Annotated in this window: 15 protein-coding genes; 13 read left to right on the top strand and 2 right to left on the bottom strand. The window is 70.7% G+C overall.

The annotated features are described in order from the left end of the window. Positions 1-22 precede the first annotated feature (22 nt). Positions 23-1,117, top strand: coding sequence for a chorismate synthase (gene aroC / locus JWR86_RS00840; RefSeq protein ID WP_299559353.1), 1,095 nt, complete (start codon positions 23-25; stop codon positions 1,115-1,117). Positions 1,118-1,164: 47 nt separating this feature from the next. Then, positions 1,165-2,241 carry a 3,4-dihydroxy-2-butanone-4-phosphate synthase gene (gene ribB, locus JWR86_RS00835; RefSeq protein ID WP_299559350.1) on the top strand — a complete coding sequence of 359 codons (1,077 nt, stop codon included), beginning with the start codon at positions 1,165-1,167 and terminating at the stop codon, positions 2,239-2,241. A gap of 25 nt (positions 2,242-2,266) precedes the next feature. On the opposite strand, the gene JWR86_RS00830 is transcribed toward ribB, so the two are convergent. Continuing rightward, positions 2,267-3,061, bottom strand: coding sequence for an MBL fold metallo-hydrolase (locus JWR86_RS00830; RefSeq protein WP_299559346.1), 795 nt, complete (start codon positions 3,059-3,061; stop codon positions 2,267-2,269). A gap of 169 nt (positions 3,062-3,230) precedes the next feature. Between JWR86_RS00830 and JWR86_RS00825 the strand changes: the two genes are divergently transcribed. The 3 genes from JWR86_RS00825 to JWR86_RS00815 all read left to right on the top strand — a co-directional run bounded on the left by JWR86_RS00825 (position 3,231) and on the right by JWR86_RS00815 (position 6,126). Further along, positions 3,231-4,226, top strand: coding sequence for a complex I NDUFA9 subunit family protein (locus JWR86_RS00825; protein ID WP_299559343.1), 996 nt, complete (start codon positions 3,231-3,233; stop codon positions 4,224-4,226). A gap of 36 nt (positions 4,227-4,262) precedes the next feature. Continuing rightward, entirely contained in the window at positions 4,263-5,759 is a 1,497-nt protein-coding gene (locus tag JWR86_RS00820; protein ID WP_299559340.1) for a CoA-acylating methylmalonate-semialdehyde dehydrogenase, read from the top strand. Positions 5,760-5,844: 85 nt separating this feature from the next. Continuing rightward, positions 5,845-6,126: a hypothetical protein gene (locus tag JWR86_RS00815; protein ID WP_366914520.1), complete on the top strand. Its 282-nt coding sequence runs from the start codon at positions 5,845-5,847 to the stop codon at positions 6,124-6,126. A 69-nt stretch (positions 6,127-6,195) separates the two neighbouring features. On the opposite strand, the gene JWR86_RS00810 is transcribed toward JWR86_RS00815, so the two are convergent. Further along, on the bottom strand, positions 6,196-7,386 hold the full coding sequence (locus JWR86_RS00810) for a CoA transferase (protein WP_299559337.1): 1,191 nt from the start codon (positions 7,384-7,386) through the stop codon (positions 6,196-6,198). A 229-nt stretch (positions 7,387-7,615) separates the two neighbouring features. Here JWR86_RS00810 and JWR86_RS00805 point away from each other — a divergent pair, with 229 nt between their 5' ends. The 8 genes from JWR86_RS00805 to JWR86_RS00770 all read left to right on the top strand — a co-directional run bounded on the left by JWR86_RS00805 (position 7,616) and on the right by JWR86_RS00770 (position 18,106). Further along, complete coding sequence (locus JWR86_RS00805) at positions 7,616-8,248, top strand: isochorismatase family protein (protein ID WP_299559334.1); 633 nt, start codon at positions 7,616-7,618, stop codon at positions 8,246-8,248. Between the two features lie 89 nt (positions 8,249-8,337). After that, the gene (locus JWR86_RS00800) at positions 8,338-9,480 is read left to right on the top strand and encodes an acyl-CoA dehydrogenase family protein (protein ID WP_299559331.1); all 1,143 of its coding nucleotides are present in this window, start codon (positions 8,338-8,340) and stop codon (positions 9,478-9,480) included. An 89-nt stretch (positions 9,481-9,569) separates the two neighbouring features. Then, entirely contained in the window at positions 9,570-10,460 is an 891-nt protein-coding gene (gene mmsB, locus JWR86_RS00795) for a 3-hydroxyisobutyrate dehydrogenase (protein WP_299559329.1), read from the top strand. Positions 10,461-10,565: 105 nt separating this feature from the next. Further along, positions 10,566-11,852 (top strand): peptide ABC transporter permease, encoded by a 1,287-nt coding sequence (locus JWR86_RS00790; RefSeq protein ID WP_299559326.1) that lies wholly within the window; start codon positions 10,566-10,568, stop codon positions 11,850-11,852. Positions 11,853-12,121: 269 nt separating this feature from the next. Further along, positions 12,122-14,182 (top strand): HAMP domain-containing sensor histidine kinase, encoded by a 2,061-nt coding sequence (locus JWR86_RS00785; protein ID WP_299559323.1) that lies wholly within the window; start codon positions 12,122-12,124, stop codon positions 14,180-14,182. After that, on the top strand, positions 14,169-15,908 hold the full coding sequence (locus tag JWR86_RS00780; protein ID WP_299559321.1) for a DUF3369 domain-containing protein: 1,740 nt from the start codon (positions 14,169-14,171) through the stop codon (positions 15,906-15,908). Before JWR86_RS00785 ends, JWR86_RS00780 begins: the two co-directional genes overlap by 14 nt. 1 nt (position 15,909) lies before the next feature. Then, positions 15,910-16,635, top strand: a complete 726-nt coding sequence (locus JWR86_RS00775; RefSeq protein ID WP_299559318.1) for a response regulator — start codon at positions 15,910-15,912, stop codon at positions 16,633-16,635. Between the two features lie 94 nt (positions 16,636-16,729). Then, entirely contained in the window at positions 16,730-18,106 is a 1,377-nt protein-coding gene (locus JWR86_RS00770) for a M20/M25/M40 family metallo-hydrolase (protein ID WP_299559315.1), read from the top strand.

The raw sequence follows: 18,106 nt of genomic DNA, 5'->3' as shown, positions 1-18,106 counted from the left end.
TGGCCGTACATGCCGGCCGGCGATGTCGCATAACACCTTCGGCCACCTCTTCCGCGTCACCACCTTCGGCGAAAGCCACGGGCCCGCTCTCGGCTGCGTGGTCGACGGCTGCCCGCCCGGCATCCCGCTCGTGGAGGCCGACATCCAGGAGGATCTGGACCGGCGCCGGCCCGGCCAGTCGCGCTTCACCACGCAGCGGCGCGAGCCCGATCAGGTCCGCATCCTGTCCGGCACCTTCGCCGACGAGCGCCTGCCCGGCCCGGTCACGACCGGCACCCCCATCGCTCTCCTGATCGAGAACACCGACCAGCGCTCCAAGGACTACGCGGCCATCCGCGACCTCTATCGGCCGGGCCATGCCGATTACGTCTACGACCGCAAATACGGCGTGCGGGACTATCGCGGCGGCGGCCGCTCCTCGGCCCGCGAGACGGCGGCCCGCGTCGCGGCCGGCGCCATCGCCCGCAAGATCCTGCCTGGCGTCACCATCCGGGGCGCCGTGGTGCAGATGGGTGCGCACGCGATCGACCGCAGCCGCTTCGATTGGGACGAGGTCGGCCGCAATCCGCTATTCTGCCCGGACCCGGTCGCGGCGGAAGCCTGGGCGGCCGAACTCGACGCCATCCGCCGGGACGGATCTTCCATCGGGGCCGTGGTCGAGATCGTGGCCGAGGGCGTGCCCCCGGGGCTCGGCGCCCCGATCTACGGCAAGCTCGATGCCGAATTGGCCGCGGCCCTGATGTCCATCAACGCCGTCAAGGGCGTGGAGATCGGCGACGGCTTTGCGGCGGCGGCGCTGCGCGGCGAGGACAATGCCGACGAGATGCGGCCCGGCAATGCCGGCGCCCCGACCTTTCTGTCGAACCGCGCCGGCGGCATCCTGGGCGGCATTTCCACCGGCCAAGCCGTGGTCTGCCGCTTCGCCGTGAAGCCGACCTCCTCCATCCTGCGGCCCCGCATGACGGTGGACCGGGAGGGCAGGGCGGCCGACATCGTCACCAAGGGCCGGCACGACCCCTGTGTCGGCATCCGGGCCGTGCCGGTCGGCGAGGCCATGGTGGCCTGCGTGCTGGCGGATCATTACTTGAGGCATCGCGGGCAGGTCGGCGGGGCCTAGCCGCCCCGCCCGCCGCCGACCGCCGCCGCCTTCACCTCCGAGAGCCCATGTCCGACCCTATTCCCGACACCATCGAGGCCTTCGCCCGGGGCGAAATCGTGGTCGTCACCGACGACGACGACCGCGAGAACGAGGGCGATCTCGTCGTCGCGGCCTCTCTCTGCACCCCGGAGAAGATGGCCTTCATCATCCGCAACACCTGCGGCATCGTGTGCGCGCCCGTCACCGGCGCCGAGGCGAAGCGGCTCAGGCTGGACCCGATGGTGGCCTCGAACGACGCGCCGCTCGGCACGGCCTTCACGGTCACGGTCGACGTGCGGCACGGGCTGACCACCGGCATCTCGGCCGAGCAGCGCACCAACACGGTGCGGGCCCTTGCCAACGGCAACATGGGAGCGGCGGATTTCGTGCGCCCCGGCCACGTCTTCCCGCTGATCGCCCGCGAGGGCGGCGTCCTGATGCGGTCGGGACATACCGAGGCGGCGGTGGATCTCTGCCGGCTCGCCGGGCTGCCGCCGGTGGGCGTGATCTGCGAACTCGCCAACGACGACGGCACCGTGATGAAGGGTGACCAGATCACCGCCTTCGCGGCCAAGCACGGCCTGAAGCGCCTCTCGGTGGCCGATCTCATCTCCTATCGGCAGTCACGCGAGAAGCTGGTCGAGCGCATCGGCACCTTCCCGGTGATGACCGAGATCGGCGAACTCACGGGCTATGCGTACGCGACTCCTTTCGACGCGGTGCAGCACTACGCCTTCGTGTTCGGCCGCGTTGGCGACGGCCGCAATGTCCTGGCCCGGCTGCATCGGGCCAATGTGGTGGCCGACGTGTTGGGCGGCGGCCGTGTGATCGCGGCTTCGCTGAAGCGCTTCCGGGACGAGGGCAGGGGCGTCCTTGTCTACCTTCGGGAAGGGACCGCCGGCGTGCCGATGACGGGGTTTCCGGACGAAGCCGGGGCCGGCTCGGAGGCCGACCGCACGCGCCAGTGGCGCGAGGTCGGCGTCGGGGCGCAGATCCTGCGCGATCTCGGCGTCACCTCGATCCGGACCCTGGCCAGCGGCCCGCGCGCCTATGTCGGCGTCGCAGGCTTCGGCATCGATCTGGTCGGAACGGAAACGGTCTGATCCCGCCGGAGGCCGCCAGCGGAGCTCAGCGGCCGGGCAGAGCGAGCACCTTCTGCATGCCCTGCACGGCGGCGCGGCTCAACGTGACGGTTGGGGCGGCCCGGCGTTCTACCGCGTAGCCCTGCCCCTCCGCCCGGGCCAGGAAGCGGTTCAGGGTGGACAGGCCGAAGAAGTGCATCGGGATCACGACCCGCGGATTGATGCTGGCCACGACCTCCATCATGCCGTCGAGATCCAGCGTGTAGCTGCCGTCCACGGGGACCAGCAGCACGTCGATGCGGCCGAGCTGCTTCAGGTGCTCGGGCGTGAGCGTGTGGTGCAGGTGGCCCAGATGGGCGATGCACAGGTCGGCGGCCTCGAACACGAAGATGGAATTGCCGTCGGGCAGGGTGGTCTCGCCGCCCCATTGGCGGATGTTGGTCGGGACGTTGCGGATGCGGACGTCGCTCATCTGCACGTCGTGCCGAGCCGGGCCGCCCTCCGGCCGCCACCCGCGCAGGATTTGCCGGATCCCGGGCTCGGGATTGGTCGAATAATGCGTCGAGTGGGCCCGGTTCATGGTCACGATGTCGGGCGTGACGTTCGGCCGGACATAGTCGTTGTAATCGGTCGCGATGCGCAGGCCGGAGGGCGTTTCGAACAGGAATGTCGCGTGGCCGACATAGGTGAGTTGCACCTCGTCGGGCGCCAGCGCGGCAGGGACGACCGGCAGAGTGCGAGCCGCGACCAGCCCGGGGCAGCTGTCCTCGGCGGCGCGGGCAGGCAGCACCGCCAGGGCGGCCGCGAGGGCGAGGGCGACAAGCTGGAACAGGCGGGCCATCGGAGCCTCCTGCCCGAGGCTGCCCCAGGGTCGCCGCGCTCGCAATCCCCCGAAGGGGGAAGTTCGGCGATTCCCGGTCCGCTCGGGGCCGCAGCGGCTTCACAGGTTCGCGCGCCTTCCGCTATGGACGGCGCCAAAGGGCGCGCGTTCGCGCGCCGGGAGCTCTCTCATGGACGCGATGCGTCAATCGCCGAAGCTCGTGACGGTGTTCGGCGGCACAGGCTTTCTCGGCCGGCATGTGGTGCGCGACCTCGCCCGCAGCGGCTACCGGATCCGCGTCGCCGTGCGGCGGCCCAATCTGGGCTTCTTCCTCCAGCCTCTCGGCGTGGTCGGCCAGATCCAGCTCGTGCAGGCGAATCTGCGCTTCGACGAGTCGGTCCGAAGCGCCATCGCGGGCGCGGACGCGGTGGTGAACCTGGTCGGCATCCTCCAGGAAACCGGGCGCCAGGGCTTTCATGAAGTCCAGGCCGCGGGCCCCCGGGTGATTGCCGAGGCGACCGCCGCCGGCGTGCCGCTGGTCCATGTCTCGGCCCTCGGGGCCGATCTCACCTCGCCCTCCGTCTACGCCCGCAGCAAGGCGCAGGGCGAGCAGGCCGTGCTCAGCGCGCGGCCGGACGCCGTGATCGTCCGTCCCTCGCTGCTGTTCGGGCAGGGCGACAGCTTCTTCAACCGCTTCGCCTCGCTGGCCCGCGCCCTGCCGGTGCTGCCGCTTGCCGGCGCCGACACGCGCTTCCAGCCGGTCTTTGTCGGCGACGTGGCCGAGGCGGTCGCCAAGGCCGTCGACGGCGCGGCGCGGGGCGGACAGGTCTACGAGCTCGGCGGGCCGGAGATCCGCACGCTGCGCGAACTCGTGTCCTATGTGCTCCAGGTGACAGAGCGCCGGCGCCTTCTCGTGCCGATGCCGCTCGGGGCGGCGCGGGCGCAGGCCCGGCTGCTCGAGATCGTCGACGCCCTGACGCTCGGGCTCCTGCCCAACGCCGTGAAGCTGACGCGCGACCAGGTCGAGCTGCTCCAGACCGACAACGTCGTGTCCGACGCCGCGGTCGCGGAGGGCCGCACGCTGCAGGGGCTCGGCATCGTGCCCCAGGCCCTGGAGGCGATCGTGCCGGGCTACCTCACCCGTTTCCGCAAGACCGGACAATTCGACATCGTGCGCGCCGCCTGAGATCGGCCGCCCAACGACACTGAAAGGATCATTTCCATGCTGGATTACGGGCATTTCATCGGCGGCAAGCGGGTCGCCGGAACCTCCGGCCGAACCGGGGACGTCTTCGAACCCATGACGGGTGACGTGCGGGCCAAGGTCGCCCTCGCCAGCCGAGCCGAGGTTCGTGCCGCGATCGAGAACGCCAAGGCGGCGCAGCCGGCCTGGGCCGCCACCAACCCGCAGCGGCGCGCGCGCGTGCTCGTGCGCTTCGTCGACCTCGTGAACCAGCATTACGACGAACTCGCCGACATCCTGGCCCGCGAGCACGGCAAGACCGTTCCGGACGCCAAGGGCGATATCCAGCGCGGCGTCGAGGTGGCGGAATTCGCGACCGGCATCCCGCACCTGATGAAGGGCGAGTACACGGAGGGCGCCGGACCCGGCATCGACATCTACTCGATGCGCCAGGCTCTCGGGGTCGTGGCCGGCATCACGCCGTTCAACTTCCCGGCCATGATCCCGATGTGGAAGTTCGCCCCGGCCATCGCCTGCGGCAACGCCTTCATCCTGAAGCCGTCCGAGCGTGATCCCGGCGTGCCGATGCGCCTCGCCGAGCTGATGATGGAAGCGGGCCTCCCGGCCGGCATCCTCAACGTCGTCAACGGCGACAAGGAGGCCGTCGACGCGATCCTCGACGACGCCGACATCAAGGCCGTGGGCTTCGTCGGCTCCTCGCCGATCGCGCAGTACATCTACGAGCGGGCCGCACGCTCCAACAAGCGCGCGCAATGCTTCGGCGGCGCCAAGAACCACATGATCATCATGCCCGACGCGGACATGGACCAGACGGTCGATGCGCTGATCGGGGCGGGCTACGGCTCCGCCGGCGAGCGCTGCATGGCGATCTCGGTCGCGGTGCCGGTCGGGCAGGCCACTGCCGACAAGCTCCTCGAGCGGCTGATCCCCCGGGTCGAGGCGCTGAAGGTTGGGCCCTCCACCGATCCGTCGGCCGATTTCGGCCCGGTCGTGACGCGGGCCGCCCTCGACAAGATCAAGGGTTATGTCGAGACCGGCATCCAGGAGGGCGCCAAGCTCGTCGTGGACGGCCGCGACTTCCGCATGCAGGGCTACGAGAACGGCTTCTACATGGGCGGCTGCCTCTTCGACGAGGTCACCTCCGACATGCGGATCTACAAGGAGGAGATCTTCGGACCCGTCCTGTCGGTCGTGCGGGCCAAGGATTACGACGAGGCCCTGCGGCTGCCGAACGAGCACGAATACGGCAACGGCGTCGCGATCTTCACCCGCGACGGCGACGCGGCGCGTGACTTCGCGGCCAAGGTCCAGGTCGGCATGGTCGGCATCAACGTGCCGATCCCGGTTCCGATCGCCTACTACACGTTCGGGGGCTGGAAGGCCTCGGGCTTCGGCGACCTGAACCAGCACGGGCCGGATTCGGTGCGCTTCTACACGAAGACCAAGACGGTCACCTCGCGCTGGCCGAGCGGCGTCAAGGAAGGCGCCGAGTTCACCATCCCGCTGATGCAGTAGGCCGGTGGCGGCCGCCGGGAGAGCCGGACGGGGGGCGCGGCGACGCCGCGTCCTCGCGGCCACCTGGCTCGCGGCTGCGCTGTCCGTGCAACCGGTCTGGGCGGCCTGCGTGCCGCCCGTTCCGCCCGATCCCGCGTCGCGGCCGGCAAAGCCCGCCCTCCCGGCCAAGCCGGCCTGCGCGGACGCGAAACCCGGCTCGCCGGGCTGCCTCGGCTGGGAAAGCCACAGCTACAACGACGCCATCAAGGCCTATAATGCGGCCTTGCCGGGCTTCAGGGCGGCGGCCGAGAGCTATATCGGCCAGCTCAACGCCTTTGTGCAGGCGAGCGGGGATTACGCACGCTGCGAAGTGAAGGCGCTGCAATAGGCTCGGTCGGGCCTCGCCGCCCGGCAGCGGGGCTCCGGCGCCCCGCCCAGCTCGGTTCTGTGTCGCGGCCTAGGCCGGCGGCGCGCCGCCGATCACCCGGCGCTGGCGCAATCCGTCCACCTCCCGGGCGCTGAGGCCCAGCACGGACCGAAGCACCGCTTCCGTGTCGCTGCCGTGCGGCGGCGCCGGCTGAGGGGCGGGTCGTCCCAGTAGCCCCGGCGGGAAGCGCGGGGCCAGAACGCGACCAACGCCCGGTTGGTCGATCTCGCCGAACAGCGGGTTCGCGGGCGAGCAGCGCGCGTCCTCCTGCACGAGTTGCTGAAAGCTCTGGTAGGGCCCCCAGAGCACGCCCCGCCCATCGAGGGCGGCCCGCACCTCGGAGAGCCCGCGCGCCGCGAACCAGGGCGCCAGCACGGCCGCGATGGCGTCCCGGGCCTCGAAGCGCCCGCCTTCCGTGGTCATGTCGACATCGAGCAGCGGGCCGATCAGCTCGAGCTTGGCCGCGAGCCCGGTCGCTTCGCCGAGGGCACGCCACTGGCGGTTTGAGAAGGCAGCCACCATCACGGACCGGCCGTCCGCGGTGCGGAAATCGCGCCCGAAGGCGCCGTAGAGGTCGTTGCCGAGGGCGCCCCGGCTGTCGCCGTTGACCTGCACGTCGGCCACGTAGCCGAGGTTCGCCACGGTGGCGAGCATCACGTCGGCGAGGGCGAGGGTGATGCGCTGGCCGCCGCGGCCGCGCGACCGCATGCGGTCGGCCGCCAGGATCGCGGTGGTGAGATAGAGGCCCGCCGCCACGTCCCAGGCCGGCAGCACATGGTTGACCGGCTCCTCGGTCGCCCCGGTCGCGGTCGGAAAGCCGCTGGCGCAATTCACCGTGTAATCGACCGCGCTCGACCCATCGGGATTGCCGGTCAGCTCGGCCATGATCAGGTCGGGCCGCCGCTGCGCAAGGGTGTCGTAGCCGAGCCAGCCGCGGGCCTGCAGGTTGGTCAGCACGACGCCGGTGTCCGGCCCCGGCGCGCAGATCAGGGCGCTCGCGAGCTCCTGGCCCTCCGGGGTGTTCAGCGCCAGCGCGACCGAGCGCTTCCCCTTGTTCAGGCTGGCCCAGTAGATGCTGGTGCCGCCCGGCGCGAGCGGCCAGCGGCCGATGTCGATGTTGCCGCCGATTGGGTCGATGCGGATCACCTCCGCGCCGAGCTGGGCCAGTGTCATGCCGCCGAGCGGCGCGGCCACGAAGGCCGAGACCTCGACCACCCTCAACCCAGCGAGCGGCGCCTCTGTGGCTCCGCCTGCTTCCAGGGCTCCGGCCTGTGCCGATCGCTCCTCGCGCCCCCCCGCCATCACCTTGTCGTGCCTCCCTTTATGGTGCCCGGACGCTACGGAAGCCGGGCCCCCGTGGAAAGACCGGGCCGGACATGCTCGCATGCAGGAATCCGGGATTGCCCGGTGGGTCGGCACGCGCCACCATGACGCGGCCAGGAGTTCAGACATGGACGATTATTCGCGCCGCACCTACGGCGACACGCCGGTCGGTTTCGGCCGCAAGCCCGGCATCGTCGTCGTCGACTTCCAGACGGGCTTCACGGACGCCCGCTACCCGCTCGGCGGGGCGCCCCTGATCATGCGGGCCGTGCAGAACACCCGTCGGTTGCTCGAGGCGGCGCGGCGCGCCGGCGTCCCGGTCGCGACCTGCAACACGGCCTATCTCAACGAGCGCGAGATGCCGCATTGGAAGATCAGCGCGGTGCGGGAGACCTTTCTCCACGGCGCGCCCGGAACCGAGATCGACCCCGAGATCTACGATCCCTCCTATGACCTCGCGGTCACGAAATCCGGGCCCTCAATCTTCTTCCAGACCGGCGCCGCGCCGTATTTCCTGAAGGAGGGCGTGGACACCGTCATCGTCACGGGCTGCACCACGAGCGGCTGCATCCGGGCGACCTCGATCGACAGCTTCTCGTGGCGCTTTCGCACGATCGTGCCGGAGGATTGCGTCGGCGACCATGAGGAGGGGCCGCATCGCGACAACCTCCGCGACATCGGCCGCCGCTATGTCGACGTGTCCGACGCCGAGACCTGCATCGGCTTCATCGAGGAATGGCGCGGCCGCAACGCCGGCTGAAGCGCCCCTGAACCTCGGGGCGGTGCTGCGGCCGGGGTGTCCGGGACAGAGAAGGCGAGGCTCGCGACCGAGCCCGCGTGGAGACCTGAATGAGCCTGTTTGCCCTGCCCGAGGACCAGGTCGCCATCCGCGACATGGCCCGCGATTTCGCAGCCGAGAAGCTGGCCCCGCATGCGCTGCGCTGGGACGAGGAGAAGCATTTTCCGGTCGATGTGATGCGCGAGGCCGCGGCGCTCGGCATGGGCGGCATCTACATCCGCGAGGATGTCGGCGGCTCGGCGCTGACCCGGCTCGATGCGGCGTTGATCTTCGAGGCCCTGGCCACCGGCTGCCCGACCGTGTCGGCGTATATCTCCATCCACAACATGTCGGCCTGGATGATCGACCGCTGGGGCACGGAGGAGCAGCGCGGACGCTGGCTGCCGGGCCTCTGCACCATGGACCTGCTCGCCTCTTATTGCCTGACCGAGCCTGGCTCGGGCTCGGACGCGGCGGCGCTCCGGACCACGGCCCGGCTGGACGGCGACCACTACGTCCTGAACGGCTCCAAGCAGTTCATCTCGGGGGCGGGTGCGGCCGACCTCTACGTCGTCATGCTCCGGACCGGCGGGGAGGGGCCGAAGGGCATCTCCACCCTCGTGGTTCCCGGCGATGCGCCCGGACTGTCCTTCGGACCGAACGAGCGCAAGATGGGCTGGAACGCGCAGCCCACCCGGCAGGTCGTCTTCGACGAATGCCGCGTCCCGGTCGCGAACCGGCTCGGTGACGAGGGCATCGGCTTCCGGATCGCCATGGCCGGCCTCGACGGCGGCCGGCTCAATATCGGGGCCTGTTCGCTCGGCGGCGCGCAGGCCGCGCTCGACAAGACGCTCGGCTACATGCGCGAGCGCAAGGCCTTCGGGCAGCGGCTCGACGCCTTCCAGGCGCTGCAATTCCGGCTCGCCGACATGGCGACGGAACTCGAGGCGGCCCGCATGATGCTCTATGCGGCGGCGGCGGCCTACGACCGCGGCGACGCGGACACCACCCAGCGCTGCGCCATGGCGAAGCGCTTCGCCACGGATGTCGGGTTCGAGGTCGCCAACGAGGCCCTGCAGCTGCATGGCGGCTACGGCTATCTCGCTGAATACGGGATCGAGAAGATCGTCCGCGACCTGCGTGTGCATCAGATCCTGGAAGGCACGAACGAGATCATGCGCGTGATCATCGCCAGGGCTCTCGTGGGACGCTGACGGGCCTCGCCGGCACAGTCTCGCCGCTGCGACGTCTTGCCTCCGAGCCGGCCATCTGTCTTGAAGCCCGGCAACAGGGAGGAATGTTGATGACCACCATCGCCTTTATCGGGCTCGGCAACATGGGCGGCCCGATGGCCGCCAATCTGGTCCAGGCGGGCCACCAGGTGGTCGGTTTCGACGTGGTGCCGGCGCTGTGCGAGACGGCCCGGGCCGCGGGCATCGCGGTCGCCGGCTCCGGCTCCGAGGCGGTCGCCGGGGCCGAGGTCGTGATCACCATGCTGCCGGCCGGCAAGCATGTGCTCCAGGTCTGGTCCGAGATCGTTCCGGCGGTGCCCGCGGGCGCGCTGCTGGTCGATTGTTCCACCATCGACGTGGACAGCGCGCGGCGCGCCCATGCGGTCGCGGCGGCGGCCGGGCTGATGTCGCTCGACGCGCCCGTCTCGGGCGGCACGGTCGGAGCCAAGGGCGCCACCCTCACGCTCATGGTCGGCGGCTCCCCGGATGCCTTCGCCCGCGGCGAGCCGATCCTGGCCAAGATGGGCCGGCGGGTCGTGCATTGCGGCGAGGCCGGCGCGGGTCAGGCGGCCAAGATCTGCAACAACATGATCCTCGGCATCTCGATGATCGGCATTTCCGAGGCCTTCGTGCTGGCCGAGAAGCTCGGCCTCTCGCATCAGGCCCTGTTCGATGTGGCCTCGACCTCGTCCGGCTCGTGCTGGGCCCTGACCACGCATTGCCCCGTGCCGGGGCCCGTCCCGACCAGCGCGGCCAATTCGGATTACCGGCCCGGCTTCGCGACCGATCTGATGCTGAAGGACCTGCGCCTCTCCCAGGAGGCGGCCCGCTCGGCTGGCGCCGCGACGCCGCTCGGCGCGGCCGCAGCCGCGCTGTACGGGCGATTCCAGGAGGAAGGGCACGGCGGCGAGGACTATTCGGCCATCGTGCGCTTTCTGCGCGACGGCAGGGGGCTCGCCTGACGTCCTCCGGCGGGTGTTGCGCGGGGCCTACAGCCCTGCTCACGAGCCCGCGATAGAGTCCGCGCCAGGGCCGCTCCGGCCCTGGCTCTCGTGTTCGCGATCCCGATGGCGCGCCTTCCCCCCCCGGCGGTCGATCCGGCCCGCGATTCGGCGGCGCTGCTCAGGCGCGTCGGGTTCCTGATCCTTCTGCTCGGGCTCCCGTTCGGAGCCCTCCTCTCTGCACCCGGGCTCGTGATCGCGGCCGCGATCAGCCTTGCCCTCATCTGCACGGCGGCCACGCTGGACGACGCGGCGCGCCCGGTGCGGGACAATGTTTCCCGGCTCGCCACGTCACCGGTCACTGTGGCGCTGGCCGTGCTGGCCGGCTGGTCCACGCTGTCGCTGCTGTGGACGCCATCACCGGGTCCGACCGCCTCGCGGCTGGTCGCGACGCTGATGGTGGTGGCCGTGGCCCTCGCCGGATACCTGGCGCTGCCCGACCGGATGAGGTCGGCCAACCTTTATCTCGCGCCCATCGGCGCGGCCGCGGCGGCGCTGGCCGTGGCGGCCCTGGCGGCCTTCGACGATTCGCCACCGGAGGGCGAGGCGGACCGCTACCTCGAGCGCGGCGTGTGCGTGCTCGTGCTGTACGCTTGGCCGGCGATCGCCTGGCTGCGGTCGCGAGGGCGCGACGGGCAGGCGATCGGTCTCGCGGCCGCCGTCGCGGTCGCGGCCGCGCTCGGGCCCGAACCTGCGGCTGCGCTCAGCTTCGCGGCCGGGGCCGTGCTGTACGGGCTGGTGCAGCTACTCGGGCGCCGCGGCGCGGACGGGGCAGCCCTGCTGCTGGCCCTTGCGTTGCTGCTGGCTCCCCTCCTGGTGGTGCTCGGCCTGCATGGGGCCGCCGCCGGCCGGTTTCCACAATGGGCGGCGGCGATGGAGGGCTGGCGCACCGCCATCCTGCAGGACCCCGCCCGGCTCCTCACCGGCCACGGCCTCGGCAGCTTTCGGCGCGGGGTGACGCATTCCCTTGCCGGCGGACCCGTCGGCACGCCCGCGCTGGTGCTGTGGTACGATCTCGGCATCGTCGGCGTCGGGGCGGCCGCCTTCGCGCTCTGGGCCTGGATCCGGGCCGCGGCCGGGCATTTCGGCCCCTTGCTGCCGGGCCTCGTCGCCGCCTTCGCCACGGGGCTCGCGCTGACGCTCTCGGGCCTGGATCGGGGCGAGACGTGGTGGCCGGCCGCGGTCGCCGTCGTGGCTCTCGTCTTCGTTGCCGCCGAGCGCGGCCAGTTTCGGACCAAGCGGCCCAAGGCGCTGAGCTTCGGCCGCAAAGCTGCCGCGCCGGCCGGAGAGCGGCCGGCGGGCGCCCCGCGTTCGCTCCAGGCCGCCGGGCCCCGGCCGCAGCCGCCGACGTGACGCGCTCGCCTCGGCGCCCCGCGACACGTCTCCGAAACATCGCCCGCCCCCTCGACATCGGCAGGAAACCGGACGCCTGCACCCTCTTCCACCTCGAGACCCCGTTCCCGGGATGCGGTGGCTCCCCGGCGAAGAGCCGGGCCACGGGTCGCCGGCCGGGTGGGCGAAGCCCGGGCACTCCGCGGAGGGGCGCAGCGTGTCGCCGAACCTGAGCACAGCCGAGACGGATTGCGGCTCGCGGCAGGGCTGACGGGGAGCCGCGGCCACGCATGACCGACAGAGCCGACCAGCCGCCCGTCCCCGGCCCGGAGCACCGCTCGGGGTTCGACGGCGCCGTGCGCCGAACGCCGATCCGCTGGCGCATCCTGGCCATCGCGGTGCTGAACTCGGCCTTGGCGTTGATCCTGCTTGGGCTGATCTGGAACGGCGCCCAGGTTCTCGGGGATTCCTGGTCCGACCTCCGCAGGGTTCGCCAGTCCGAGCGATTTCTGTCCTCGCTCGGCGCCGATGCCGAGCGCCTGCAAAGCCTGATCCACCGCTACTTCGCCCAGACCGACCCGGCCGTGCTCGAGCGCATCGTCGACCTGCGCGAGCAGCTCGTCAGCCGCCTGCGGGTCCAGGCCCGGCTGGACCAGCTGATCGCCGAGCCGGCCAAGAACCTCACCGCCATCACCGAACGGCTGCTCGCCGGGTTCGATGAGCTGCGCGACACCCGGGCGGCGATCTCGCTCGCCTACGAGACCAAGATCGTCGACACGGCCCGGGACATGGCCAACCTGTACGGTTCGATCTCGGGGGCGAGTTCGGACCCCAACGTCCAGATTTGGGCGGCGCTCGGGGCTTCGCGCGAAGCCTACAACGCCATGATCCTGGCCGCGAACGCGTTCTACCTGTCGGGTTCCTCCGGCTCGGCCCAGGAGGCCAAGACCGGCGCGGCGGCGATCCGGCAGGCCGCGCCGGACCTGATCGCGTTGGCCCGGGACCCGGCCCAGCGCCGCGCCCTCGACGAGCTGGCCGGCAAGGCCGAGACCTTCGAGGAGGGGATCAACGTGCTGGGGGGCTGGTTCACGGCCCAGAGCCGGCTGCTGCGCGAGGCCGTCGATGGCAACGCCAATGACATGTCGAACGCGATCGACGGCATGCGGGCCGGCATCCAGGACCTGGAGCGCTCGGCCCAGACCCGGTTCGACCGCACGCTCGAGGACGTCGCGGTGAAGCTCGCCGTGCTGGCCATCGCGTTCGTGGCGCTGGTCGCCCTGATGGGCATCGCCGTCGGCCAGAGCATCAGCGTCCCGCTCGGGCAGTTGCGGGCCGATATGACCGCCATCATGTCGGGCGAGTTCGACCGCCGCATCGCCGGGCTCGGGGCCATGGACGAGGTCGGCGAAATGGCCCGCGCGGTCGACGTCTTCCGCGAAAACGCCATCGCTAAGCGGAAGACCGACGAGGACCTGCGCAGCGCCAAGGAGAAGGCCGAGGCCACGCTGGCCGAGATGCGCGAGATGCAGACCACTCTGATCGAGGCGGAGAAGCTCGCCGCGCTGGGCAGCCTCGTGGCCGGGGTGGCGCACGAGGTGAACAACCCGGTGGGGATCAGCCTCACGGTCGCCTCGACCCTGGTCAACCGGAGCGAGGCCTTCGCGGCCGACATCCAATCCGGCCAGATCCGGCGCTCCCGGCTGGACGAGTTCATCCAGGGCACCCGGGTGGCGGCCTCGCAGCTCGTCGCGAACCTGCAGCGGGCGGCCGAACTGATCCAGTCATTCAAGCAGGTCGCGGTTGACCGCAGCCATGCCGAGCGCCGCACGTTCGACCTCGGCCCCGCCACGATGCAGATCATGGCGAGCCTGCGGCCCATCCTTCGCTCCTCCCGGATCAAGCTCATGGTCGACATCCCGGACGGCATCGTCATGGACAGCTTCCCGGGACCGTTCGGGCAGGTCCTCACCAACCTGCTCCTGAACGCGGTCCACCACGCCTTCCCGGACGGGCAGGAGGGCACGATCTCGATCGTGGCCCGCATCAGCGGCCCGGCCCAGGTGCGGCTGGTCTTCCGGGACGACGGGCGCGGCATGAGCGAGGACGTCCAGCGCCACGCCTTCGACCCCTTCTTCACCACCCGGCGCGGCTCGGGCGGCACGGGGCTCGGCCTGCACATCGTCTACAATCTGGTGACGCAGCAGCTCGGGGGCCGTATCGTCCTCTCCTCGGCGCCCGGCTCCGGCACGAGCTTCCTCCTCGCGGTGCCCCTCCGCGCGCCCGGCGAGGTCGAGAAGCCCGGGCCACCCGCCGCCGCGCGCGAGGCCGAGACGCTGCATGTCGGATCCTGACGACTTCATCGATCTGATCGAGGACGAGCCGGACGCGTCCCCGGCCCGGACCGGGCCGGGCTGGAAGGTCGCGATCATCGACGACGATCCGGCGGTTCACGAAGGCACGCGGTTCGCGCTCTACGACTACCAGCTCGCCGGCTCGAAGCTCGATCTGCTCTCGGCCTATTCGGCCCGCGAGGGGCGGGACCTGCTGGCGGCCCATCCCGACACGGCGGTGGTGCTGCTCGACGTCGTGATGGAGAGCGAGGCCGCCGGGCTCGAACTCGTCGACTACATCCGCAACGACCTGAAGAACGACACGGTCCGGATCATTCTGCGGACCGGCCAGCCGGGTCAGGCCCCCGAGCGCAGCGTCATCGTCGATTACGACATCAACGACTACAAGGCGAAGACCGAGCTCACGGCCGACAAGCTCTTCACGAGCCTGACGGCGGCGCTGCGCGGCTACCAGCAGCTGCACCGGATGGTCGAGACCCGGCGCGGGCTCGAGATCATCATCGAGGCCGCCTCCGCGCTGTTCGACCTGCACTCGATGCAGCGCCTGGCCGAAGGCGTGCTGACCCAGCTCGCCTCGCTGCTCGAGGTCGAATGTGCCGGCATTCTGGTGCTCCGCGACGACGGCCGCAGTGACGAGCACGTGTCTGTGCTGGCCGGCTCCGGCTGCTACCGGCAATTCGTCGGCGAGATGGGCGCGGAGTTGAACGGCGACCTCAAGGAGGCGGTCCGCCAGGCGTTCGAGCGGCGCTGCCACGATTTCCTGGACCGACGTTCGGTGCTCTACCTGCGGACCGGCAGCGGCCGCGAGGTCGTGGTGCTGCTGGAGGCTGCCAAGGACCTGTCGGACACCAACCGCACCCTGGTCGAGGTGTTCTGCTCGCGTCTCGCGGTCGCCTTCGACAATGTGATTCTCTACCAGCAGCTCGGCGACGCGAATGTGCGCTTGGAGGAGCGGGTGGCGCGCCGCACCGCCGAGTTGCGGACCGCCAACCGCCGGCTCGCCGCGCAATCGGCCGAGCTCCGCCGCGCCAATCGGTTCAAGAGCGAGATCCTCGGCACGATCGCGCACGACCTCAAGAACCCGCTGGGCGTGATCATGGGCCGGTCCGAGATGCTGCTCGACCTCCTCGCCATGGAGCCCATCTCGGTCGCGCCGGTGCAGGCCCAGGTGGGCCATGTCCGCGAATCCGCGCGGCGGCTCACGGCCATGGTGGACAGCCTGATCGCGGACGCGATGAACGACGCGCTCGACATCTCGGTCCGGCGCGACCCGTTCGACCTGATGCTGATCGCCAACGATGTGGTGGAGGCCAACCGGCCCCTCGCCGAGCGCAAGGAGCACGAGCTCACGATCGCCGGGCCCGATTGGCTCACGGCCTGCTGCGACCACGACCGGATCTGGGAGGCGATCGACAACCTGGTCTCCAACGCGATCAAGTACACGCCGCAGGGCGGGGCGGTGCGGGTCGTGCTGGCCGAGGAGGGCGAGAGCGCCGTCATCCGGGTCGAGGACACGGGCCCGGGATTGCTGCCGGAGGACGTGGCCCGCGTCTTCGGCCGTTTCCAGCGGCTCTCGGCCAAGCCGACGGCGGGCGAGAGCTCGACCGGGCTCGGCCTGTCGATTGCGAAGCGCATCGTGGACCTCCACAAAGGCCAGATCACAGTCGGGGCCAGCCAGGATGGCGGCGCCGCCTTCACGATCCGGATCCCGAGAGGCCTCGGCTGACATGACGGCGCTGCCCCGCATCTTCGTGGTCGATGACGAGGCGCCCGCCCGCGAGATGGTCGGCGACTACCTCAAGATGCACGGCTTCGCTGTGACCCTGTGCGACGGCGGCCAGAGCCTGCGCCGGGAGATCGAGGGCACCCGGCCCGATCTCATCGTGCTCGACCTGAACATGCCGGAAGAGGACGGGCTGTCCATCGTGCGCGACCTGAAGCGTCGCCATCCCACCCCGGTCATCATGCTGACCGCCACGGCGAGCCCGATCGACCGCGTGGTGGGGCTCGAACTCGGTGCGGACGATTACCTGGCGAAGCCCTGCGAATTGCGCGAACTCGTGGCCCGCATCCGGTCCGTCTTGCGCCGGAGCGCCGCCGCCCCCGCCGAGACGACCCCCGGCCGCCCGCCGAACCGCACCGTCCGGTTCGGCACGAAGTGGCTCGATCTCGACGCCCACGTGCTGCGCGACGAGCACCAGGCCACGCATCCGCTGACCGCGTCCGAATACAATCTCCTCAAGGCCTTCGCCGACCATCCTCAGCGCGTGCTGTCGCGCGAGCGCCTGCTGGACCTCGCGAGCGCCCGCGATGACGACGCCTTCGATCGGGCCATCGACGTCCGCATCACCCGCATCCGGCGCAAGATCGAACCCAATCCGAGCCAGCCGACCATCATTCAGACCGTGCGGGGCGCCGGCTACCTGTTCTCGCCGGACGGGCGCGAGCGCTGAGCGCCGGGTCGCGACGGAGGCCGCGGGCCGGCCGCGCCCGTTGCAAGCGCCGTCCGAGACGCTAGACCTCGCTTGCCACCTTAGGACGCCGAGCATGATCGACAGGGTTTTGGGCGACATCGACACCGATCTCGGCAACTCGCTCGAGCGGCTCTTCGCCTGGCTGCGCATTCCGTCGATCTCGACCGACCCCGCCTATGCGGGCGAGTGCCGGCGCGCCGCCGAGTGGATCCGGGGCGACCTCGAGGCGATGGGTTTCGAGGCTTCCGTGCGCGAGACCTCGTTTCATCCCGTGGTCGTCGGCCACCTGCCGAAGCCCGGGGCGCCGCACGTCCTCTTCTACGGCCATTACGACGTCCAGCCCGTGGACCCGCTCGACCTCTGGGAGGTGCCGCCCTTCGAGCCCTCCATGGCGACGCTGGACGGGGATCGCCAGGTGATCCGGGCCCGGGGCGCCTGCGACGACAAGGGGCAGGTGATGACCTTCCTGGAGGCCTGCCGGGCCTGGAAGGCCACCGAGGGCGGGCTGCCGGTCGGCATCACCGTCCTGATCGAGGGCGCCGAGGAGAACGGCTCCAAGGGGCTGCCCGAATGGCTGGCCGCCAACAAGGACGAGCTCAAGGCGGATGTCGTCCTGGTCTGCGACACGGGCATGTGGGACCGGAGCACGCCCGCCATCACCACCTCGCTGCGCGGCCTCGTCTACCGCGAGATCAAGGTGAGGGCGGCGGACCGCGACCTCCATTCGGGGACCTTCGGCGGTGCCGCCCGCAACCCGATCCGGGTCCTGGCCCGCATCATCGCCGACCTGCACGACGAGAACGGCCGCATCACGCTGCCGGGCTTCTATGACGGGGTGCCGGAAACCCCGCCCGAGATCCTGGCCCAATGGCAATCACTGAACCTGACGCCGCAGGAGTTCCTGGGCCAGATCGGGCTCGGCGTGCCGGCCGGCGAGACCGACCGCACCCTGATCGAGCAGATCCAGTCGCGTCCGACCTGCGACGTGAACGGCATCATCGGCGGCTATACGGGGGAGGGGTCCAAGACCGTCATCGCCGGCGAGGCCTCCTGCAAGATCTCCTTCCGGCTGGTCGGCGAGCAGGATCCCGAGGCCATCGCGGCCGCCTTCGAGAGCTTCGTGCAGGCCCGCATCCCGGCCGATTGCTCCGTCGAGATCACCCGCTTCGGCACCTCCCGGGCGATCCGGCTCCCCTACGATCTCCCGGCCCTTGACAAGGCCCGTCAGGCGCTCGCCGCCGAGTGGGGCCGCGAGCCGGTGCTGATCGGGGCCGGGGGCTCCATCCCCATCGTGACCGACTTCAAGACCACGCTCGGCATCGACACGCTGCTGGTCGGCTTCGCGCTCGACGACGACCGCGTGCACTCGCCGAATGAGAAATACGACCTGTCCAGCTTCCACAAAGGCACGCGGAGCTGGGCGCGCATCCTGCACGCGCTCGGGAACTGA

This window comes from Enterovirga sp., assembly GCF_028290205.1.
Taxonomy (GTDB): Bacteria; Pseudomonadota; Alphaproteobacteria; order Rhizobiales; family Beijerinckiaceae; genus Enterovirga.
The sequence above is the reverse complement of the archived record's forward strand: the minus strand, read 5'-3'. Positions and strand labels throughout refer to the sequence as shown.

Excerpts from the sequence above, each read along its gene's own strand:
- JWR86_RS00820 (WP_299559340.1), top strand. The coding sequence starts at position 4,263 with ATGCTGGATTACGGGCATTTCATCGGCGGCAAGCGGGTCGCCGGAACC.
- JWR86_RS00775 (WP_299559318.1), top strand. The coding sequence starts at position 15,910 with ATGACGGCGCTGCCCCGCATCTTCGTGGTCGATGACGAGGCGCCCGCC.
- JWR86_RS00785 (WP_299559323.1), top strand. The coding sequence starts at position 12,122 with ATGACCGACAGAGCCGACCAGCCGCCCGTCCCCGGCCCGGAGCACCGC.
- JWR86_RS00825 (WP_299559343.1), top strand. The coding sequence starts at position 3,231 with ATGGACGCGATGCGTCAATCGCCGAAGCTCGTGACGGTGTTCGGCGGC.
- ribB (WP_299559350.1), top strand. The coding sequence starts at position 1,165 with ATGTCCGACCCTATTCCCGACACCATCGAGGCCTTCGCCCGGGGCGAA.
- JWR86_RS00770 (WP_299559315.1), top strand. The coding sequence starts at position 16,730 with ATGATCGACAGGGTTTTGGGCGACATCGACACCGATCTCGGCAACTCG.
- JWR86_RS00800 (WP_299559331.1), top strand. The coding sequence starts at position 8,338 with ATGAGCCTGTTTGCCCTGCCCGAGGACCAGGTCGCCATCCGCGACATG.
- JWR86_RS00805 (WP_299559334.1), top strand. The coding sequence starts at position 7,616 with ATGGACGATTATTCGCGCCGCACCTACGGCGACACGCCGGTCGGTTTC.
- JWR86_RS00780 (WP_299559321.1), top strand. The coding sequence starts at position 14,169 with ATGTCGGATCCTGACGACTTCATCGATCTGATCGAGGACGAGCCGGAC.
- mmsB (WP_299559329.1), top strand. The coding sequence starts at position 9,570 with ATGACCACCATCGCCTTTATCGGGCTCGGCAACATGGGCGGCCCGATG.
- aroC (WP_299559353.1), top strand. The coding sequence starts at position 23 with ATGTCGCATAACACCTTCGGCCACCTCTTCCGCGTCACCACCTTCGGC.
- JWR86_RS00790 (WP_299559326.1), top strand. The coding sequence starts at position 10,566 with ATGGCGCGCCTTCCCCCCCCGGCGGTCGATCCGGCCCGCGATTCGGCG.
- JWR86_RS00830 (WP_299559346.1), bottom strand. The coding sequence starts at position 3,061 with ATGGCCCGCCTGTTCCAGCTTGTCGCCCTCGCCCTCGCGGCCGCCCTG.